The 8,819-nt window shown below is 65.4% G+C and carries 1 pseudogene; it reads left to right on the top strand.

Annotated features, from left to right (window positions below):
* Positions 1–8,819 (top strand): annotated as a pseudogene (locus ACZ6WW_RS23440) (hypothetical protein); the annotation flags it as partial.

Genomic DNA, 8,819 nt, shown 5'->3' with positions numbered 1-8,819 from the left:
TACAGCGATGCCGCCGACCAGGTGCAGGAAACCTATAACGCCAGCGGCCAGCTGACATCGCTGAGCGATACCGCGACGGGCGCGAGCTATAGCTTCAGCTACGCCAACGGCCAGCTCAGCCAGATCACTGCCGGCGATGGCGATAGCCTCAGCTTCGACTACAACACCAACGGTCAACTGATCGGCCTGACGATCCAGGAAGTGCCGCCGGGCCAGAGCGTGGCGATCACCCGTCAGCAGGTGAGCTACGGCTACGACGCGTCCGGTCGGTTGAGCACGGTCACCACGCTGCTCGCGTCCGATACCGCCGCCAACAGCGCGAGCTACACCACCACCTACACCTACGACGGCAGCAGCGATCGGGTGGCCTCGGTGACGCAGAGCGACGGCACCACGGTGAGCTACGGTTATACCGAGGATGCCCAGGGTGCGTATCAGGTCACGAGCGTCACCACCGGCACCGGCGCCGATGCGCAGACGATCACGCTGAGCTACGCCGCCGGCAGCACCACGGTGACCGATGCCCTGGGTCGCGCCACCACCTACCAGAGCAACGCCGCCGGCCAACTGGTGGCGGTGTTGCAGCCGACCGTCAACGGCAGCCGTCCGACCACGAGCTACACCTACGATGCCAACGGCAACGTACTGACGATGACCGACCCGCGCGGTGCGGTGACGCGCTACAGCTATGACACCGATGGCAACCTGCTGAGCGTGCAGGACCCGACCGGTCATACGGTGAGCTACATCTACGACGGCAACGACCAGGTCTCCAACCAGACCGTATACACCGTGCCCGCGCAAGGCATCGCCGGGCAGAGCGGTTATGTGGCACCGAGCGGTGCGCAGACGACGTATTACGTGTACGACAACCAGGGTCGGCTGAGTTATGTAATCGACCCGCTGGGGAACGTCACCGAGCACGACTACACCACACAAAACGGTCTCAGCGTGCTGGCGAGTAGCGAGCGCTACGTCGGGGTCACGTATCCGACCGGCAGCCTGGGTCCGTTTGCACCACCGGTATTTGGCGACCTGCAGACCTGGGTCGCCAGTGCCCCGGTGCAGGCGGTGCTGAGCCAGAGTGTACGTACCGACTACAGCTACGACGTGCGTGGCCAGCTCACGCAACAGATCCAGTGGGATCGCCTCAATGGCCAGGGGCAGGGCACGCTCAGCGGCGACACCGGTGCGGTGGTGACCACGTACACCTACAGCGCCCAGGGTCAGCTGCTGCAGACCGGCACGCAGCGCGGTAGCGACCGCGCCACGGTGGAAACGAGCAGTTACACGTATGACGGCCTGGGCCGCGTGCTGAGCACGACCGATCCGCTGGGCAACATCACCACACACAGCTACACCGACGCGACCGATACGCAGATCACGACGCAGGCCAATGGCCTGACGATCACGCAGGTGCGCAACACGGCGGGCCTGTTACTGAGCAGCACACAGTCGGCAACAGGCCTGGCCAGTCGCACCACGACGTACCTCTACGATAGTGCGGGACAGTTGCGCGCAGTCGAAGATGCCGCCGGGGATATCGCCTATCGCTTTTACGATGCGGACGGCCGCCTCGCCGGTACGGTCGATCCCACCGGTGCGGTCGTCGCCTATACCTACGATGCCGATGGCCAGGTGATTGCTACGACAGCGTATGCGACGACGATCAGCGCGAGCGGCTGGGTCAGTGGCGGTGCGTTGAGCGCGAGCCTGCCGAGTGCGTTGCCTGTCCCCACAGCGACGGCCAACGATCGGACGGCGCACACGGTCTACGATGCGGCCGGTCGGGTTGTCGCCACGATCAGTCCGGCCGGCGAGGTCGTCACGACGACCTACGATGGCGACGGTCACGCGGTCAGTACGCGTGCCTATAACCAGCCGCTGAGCGGCAGCGCGTTGACGGCGTTTCTCGCCAGCCCCAACGTGGCAAGCCTACCCACGTCGAGCAGCGATCGCGTCAGCCAGGCCTTCTACGATGCCGACGGCCAGATCATCGCGACCGTCGATGCCGATGGCAACGTCACGCGCACGACCTACGACAGCGCCGGGCGTGTGATCGCCACGACGGCGTATGCGACGCCGGTCACCGTACCGGTCACGACGTTGCCGACACCGGCATCGAACGCCAACGACCAGACCACGCGCACGTATTACAACGATGCGGGCCAGGTCGTCGCACAGATTGATGCGGACGGCTATCTCACCACGATCGCCGACGACGAGACCACCCACACCACGACGACCACGCGCTATGCGCCGGCGTTGACGACGACCCAGCTCGGCGCCCTGACCGGTGCGGAGGGTCTCCCTGCGTTGCTGCTTCTGCTGGGGCCCTCGCCGGCCAGTGAGGTCAGCACCTGCACCTACGATGCGGACGGTCGCAAGCAGACCGAGACCGCCACCGATGGCACGATCACTGCGTACACGTATAACGCGGTCGGTCAACTGACCCAGACCACCGTGACGCCCGTCAGTGGGCAGGGCGCGGCGCGTACCACGAGCGCCACCTACGATGCGTTGGGTGAGCTGTTGACCGCGACCGATGCGACGCAGGCTACGACGACCTACACCTATAACGCCCTCGGCCAGCGCATCACGGCCACGGACGCCTTGGGCAACACGGTGAACAGCTACTACGACACCGACGGTCGCCTGGCGTACACGGTGCAAGGACAGCTGCAGAACGGCGTGCGCAATGCCCTCGGCGCCATCACGGCGTACAGCTATAACGCGTTTGGCCAAGTCAGCAGCACGCGTCAGCTCGCAGCGATGGCGACGTTGACCAGCAGCGGTAGCAGCAGCGGTGCTACCCTCAATCTCACCACCGCCACCCTCGCCGATCTGGCGAACGCTGCCACGGCGTTGGCCAATCCGGCCACCGACCACGTCACCACCACGACCTATACGCTGGACGGCCAGGCGGCCAGCACGATCGATGGCCGTGGCTACCAGAGTGCGTACCAGTACGACGCCTTCGGTGATCTGATCCAGGCCCAGACCCAGCTGAGTGCGCCCGGCAGCGCGCTGAGTGCCGCCAACAGCACCACCACGAGCTACCGCTACGACGCGCGGGGTCAGCGCATCGGCGAGACGGATGGTGTGGGGAGCGCGGTCGCGCGTTCGACCAGTGTGGTCTATGACGCCTTCGGTCGTGTCACGCAAACCACCGACGCCAACGGTAACGTCGTCACGGCCACCTACGATGCGCTGGGCCGGCAGGTCAGCAGCAGCCAGGTGGTGCAGGGTGTCACGCGCAGCACGCAAACCACCTATGACGCCTTCGGGCATGTGCTCACCCAGACCGATGCGCTGGGCCATACCACCACGTATCACTACGATGTCGCCCACCACACCGTCACCGTCACCACGCCCAACGGCGTGACGATGACCACGGTGCAGGATGCCTTCGGCGATACCGTGTCGGTCACCGATGGTGGCGGCCACACCACCACCTCGACGGTCGATGCCGACGGGCGTGTACTCACCGTCACCGATGCGCTCGGCCAGGTCAGCACGAACCAGTACGACGCCGACGGCGAGCTGCTGCAGAGCACCGACGCAAGCGGCCGCGTGGTGAGCTACACCTATGACGCGAACGGCAAGGTGCTCACGCGTACCGTCGACCCGTCGGGTCTGCATCAGGTCACTACCTATGCCTACGATGGTCTCGGCCGCACGTTGAGCGTGACCGATCCGATGGGCAGCGTCACCACGATGAGCTACGACGCCGACGGCGACATGCTCACCCAGGTGCAGGATGCCGGTGGCCTCAACCGCACCACCACCTATACCTATGACGGTGCGGGCCAGACGCTTACGGTGACGGTGGGCAGCGGTGCGAGCGCCACCACGACGCAGTTTATCTACGACAACCTGGAGCGTCTGAGCCAGCAGATCGTCGACCCGTCGGGCCTGCATCAAACCACCACCTACGCGTACGACGGCAACAACAATGTCGTCAGCGTGACCGATGCCAACGGCAACGTGACGCGTGCCCTCTATAACGAAGCCAATCAAAAGGTCGTCACCGTCGACCCGACCGGCGCGGTGACGCTGACCGTCTACGACGCCGATGGCCGTGTGACCGCGACGCGCGGCTACGCGACGCGGCTGTCGAGTACGCAGCTGACCACCCTGAGTGCCACGCCGACGCTGGCGACCCTGCAGGGCTTCAACCTGGCGACGACGAGTCAGGACAGCTACCGGCAAACCGTCTACAACGCCGACGGCCAGGTCGTTTACACCCTGAACGGGGTAGCGCTCAACCCGACGAGCTACACCTATAACGCGGCCGGGCAGGTCACGCAGACGCACCAGTACGTCATCGCGCTGTCCAGCACGGCGATCAGCACCACGGCCACGCCCAGCGACATCGCGGCACTCCTGGTGCCGAGCGCCAACGACATCATCACCACCGCTGCGTACGATGCCGACGGTCAGGCGGTGTACCAGATCGATGGCGCGGGCGACGTCACGCAGACGTTCTACGATGCGGCCGGCCGCGTGACCGGCACGCTGAGTTATGCGACACCGCTGTCGGCGTCGTTGCTGACGAGTCTGGGCAGTGCACCCACGCCGGCGCAGATCGCGGCGGTGGTCACCAGCAGTGTCAACGACCGTCGCACCTATGCCGTCTACGACGGCGCGGGTCGCCCCGCACTCACGATCAATGCCGCCGGTGCGGTGGTGACCACGACCTACGACGCCGACGGCCGCGTCACCAGCACGCATGCCTATGCGACCGCGCTGAGTGCGACGACGCTGGGGAGTCTGGGCAACGCGCCGACGCTGGTACAAGTGACCGCGCTGCTCACGGCCAGCGCGAACGATCCGGTCAGCTACCGCGTCTACGATGCAGCGGGCGACGTGCGCTACACGATCGACCCCAACGGTAACGTCGCCGAGCAGCGCTACGACAGCGCCGGTCGCGTCACCGAAACCCTGGCCTACGCGCATCCGGTCAGCACGGCCGGAGAGACGACGGCGTTGCAACAGGGCGCTGCGCTCGGCTGGCTGAGCGGACAGGTCGGCGGTACGTCGGGCAGCAACAGCGATGCCAGCGCCGAAGCGACGCTGACCCTCTACGACACGGCGGGCCAGGCCCGCTTCGTGGTGCAGCAGAACGCCAACGGCACAACCGGCACGGTGATCGAGCGTCGCTACGATGCCAACGGCAACGTGATCGCGCAGATCCGTTACGGGCAGACGCTGCCGTTGAGCACGAGCGGTGCCTTGAGCGCACAGCTGACCACCGCCAGTGTGACCACAGCGCTGGCCGGCATCACCAATAAACAGACCACCAACGACCTCTACGATGCCGACAATCGGCTGATCTACACGATCAACGCGGCCAACGATGTCGTGCAGACGACGTACGATGCGTTTGGCCGGGTCACGCAGGTGGCGCAGATCGCCAATCCGATCGTGCTGCCGGGTAGCCTGACGCTCGCGACGGTAGCGGCCGCCGTCAGTGCAGCCGGTGGTACCACCGGCGCACGCCTGAGCACGACGACCTACGATTCGCGCGGCGATGTGCTGACCACCGGCGATGCGCTGGGTGTCAACGCCAGCTATACCTACGACGGCCGCGGCCTCAAGACCTCGATGACCAACCGCGACGGCGCGGTATGGCATTACAGCTACGACACCGCCGGTCGCCTGGTGCAGACGCAAAGCCCGGCCGTGACGGTCGGCAGCTACAGCCCGGTCGATGGCTCGTTCCAGACCGCGGCCAACCAGTTTGTCTACACCACCACGGTCTACGACGCCTTCGGTGAGGTGCACAGCGTCAGCCAGGGCTCGGGCAGCAGCGCGAGCACGATCGGCAGCATCACCACCACGACCTACGGCTACGACGCGGCCGGTCATCAGGTGCAGAGCACCAATGCGGTCAACGTCACCACGCGCGTGACCTATAACGCGCTCGGTCAGGCGGTGGTGAGTCAGGATGGCAACGGTCACACCAGCTATCGCAGCTACACCCTCGACGGCCAGTTGGCCTACGCGATCGACGGCAATGGCGACGTCACCGCCTATACGTACGATGCCTACGGCAATCCAACCGGTGCGACGGCGTATGCCACCGCACTCAACACGGCAGCGATCACCGGCTGGAGTGCCGGCCAGCCGCTGAGTCTGGCCCAGGTGCAACAAGGCCTGGTGACGTCCGCCAAGGACCGCACGGTCACCACGGCGTACAACCAGCTCAACCAGGTCACTCAGGTGCAGTCCTCGAGCATCACCTACGATGCCTCGATGGGCGTGCTGAGTGGGGTGAGCGCGACGGGCTCGCCGACCACGACGTATAGCTACGACGCCTACGGCAACGTCACCAGCACGGCGGTGTTGATCCAGGGCGCGATCACCTCGGGCAGTACGACGACGCCGGCGATCTGGGCGACGACTTATACCTATTACGACGCGCTCAATCGCGCCGTGATGGTGGTGACACCCACCGGCGATTACACCGCCCCGCAAGGCTATGTGACGACCACCAGCTACGACACGTTTGGTGACGTCAGCACGGTCACGCAGTATGCCCAGGCCATCAGCTCGGCCGCCCTCACGTCCACGCCGCCGGCCTTGCCGGCGGCGGGCAACGCCACGATCGGCTTTGATCGCACCACGACCTACACCTACGATGCGCTCGGCCGCACGCTCAGCCAGACCGACACCGGCGCGATGGCGTACACCGGCGGCACGCTGGGCCAGCTCGGCGGCAGCTTCAGCAACTACACGGCCAACAACGCCAGCAGCGTCACCAGCACCACGTACGATGGCGAAGGCCGGGTGCTGACACAGACGGTCAATGGCACGACGACCACCACGACCTACGATGCGCTGGGTCGTGTGCTCAGCGTGACCGCGCCCGCGCGCCAGGTGCTGGCGAGCAACTGGCAGACCTTGCTGATCCAGAATCCGAGCTGGGACCTGAGTACCGCGGCGCTGTACATCACGGTCAGCCCGATGACGACCTACGTGTACGACGCCCATGGCAATGCGCTGAGCACGCATGTGGCCAGCGATACGCTGTCGACGCAGACCTGGTCGTACTACGACGCGATCGGCCGGATGATCGAGCAGTTCGACCCGAACGGCATCGCGCACTTTGCGACCTACGACGGCAACAACAACGTCCTCACCCAGAGCTACACGCTGACCAATGCCACGCCAGTCGTGGTCACCACGACGCATACCTACGATGCCGACAACCGTCAGCTGAGTGTGGTCACGCAGCGTGCAGGCACCAGCGCGCCCGACAGCGCGACCTATGTGAAGTACAACGCCTTTGGCGAGGTGATTGCGCAGGGCGACAACGCGACCACCTACGAGCTCACCTACAGCTACGACAACGTCGGCAACCGGATCACCGCACCCAACACCACTAACGGGGCGATGCATACCTTCAGCTACGACCTGGCCGGGCACGAGGTCGTCGATGCCAGCACGGTCACCGGCGGTAGTGCGCAGACCTGGACGCATGACTTCCTGGACCTGTCCGGCCGTGTCGTCACCGAGTACACGCCCACCAGCGTGGCCACCAGCGGCGTCGCCAGCGCAACGCCGGCGACCTACACGTACGATCGCTGGGGCAACGTGCTCAGCCAGGTCGACAACAACGGCAACCGCACGACCTACGAATACGACAGCCAGAACCACCTGATCCAGCAGACCGAGGCGGCGGTGGTTGTGGTCTCGGCCACGGGCGCCTACAGCACGCAGAATCCGGTCAAGTCGTGGTTCTACAACATCGACGGCGAACTGATGGTCACCCGCGATGAGAACGGCAACCTCACCGGCTACGCCTACGATGCGGCGGGCAATCTGCACTTCAAGGAAGACGCGACCACGGCGATCACCTATACCAGTTACGACGCGCTGGGCCGTGCGGTGGCGCAGCAGACGCCGACGGTGCAGACCGTCAACGGCCCGGTCGCGCCGATCAACACCACCACGTACGACAACCTCAGCCAGGTCATTGGGCAGGGCGCCTTCCTGCAGGCGGGGCCGGGCCTGGCGCGCACGCTGCAGTCCGAAGGCAGCTATATGCTCAACAGCCACGGCGATCGCATCCAGAGCACCGATGCGATGGGCAACACCACCCGCATCAGCTACGACAGCCAGCATCGGATCCTGACCAGCACCACGCCGTTGTCGGAGACGACGACGTACGTGTACGACGTCAATGGCCACCTGATCCACCAAGCCTCGGCGGCCGGCTATACGCAGAGCTGGACGTACAACTATGTCGGCCAGATGCTCAGTCACGTCGACGAGAGCGGCGCAACCTATACCTACACCTACGATGCGTCCTCGGGGTTGCTGGTCACCGAGACCAGCAACTGGACCGCGACCGGGCCCAGCGGCTCGACCACCTCGACGCTGAACTTCCAGTACGAGGCCAATGGCGAGATCGCGCAGCTGAGCGAAACCGTCAATGGCGTGGCATCGACCTATGCGTATCAATACGACGCCAACGGCAACGAGACCCGCGAGGTCGACACCACCCAGGACGGCAGCGGCGCCCAGGTAGCGACGCAGACGCTGATCGGCTACGACAGCCACAACCGGTTGCAGGAAGTGACCGAGGAGAACGCCGCCGGCACCGTGGCGAACATGCGCACGGTGTATGTGTATGACGCCGATGGCAACCGTCGTGCGGTGTTTGCGCAGAGTGCGTATGCCAACGGCACCACCGCGGCGACACCGGTCTCCGTGGCCACGGGCGTGCCGACGGTGACTGCCGCGCTGGCCACGCAGACCATCCAGCCGGGCAATGCGGTGAACTACACCGTGCCGGCGACCAGCTTCAGCGA

It is taken from the genome of Dyella sp. NPDC103356 (genome assembly GCF_055584465.1).
Note: the sequence above shows the minus strand (reverse complement) of the source record. Positions and strands in the feature narration are given on the sequence as shown.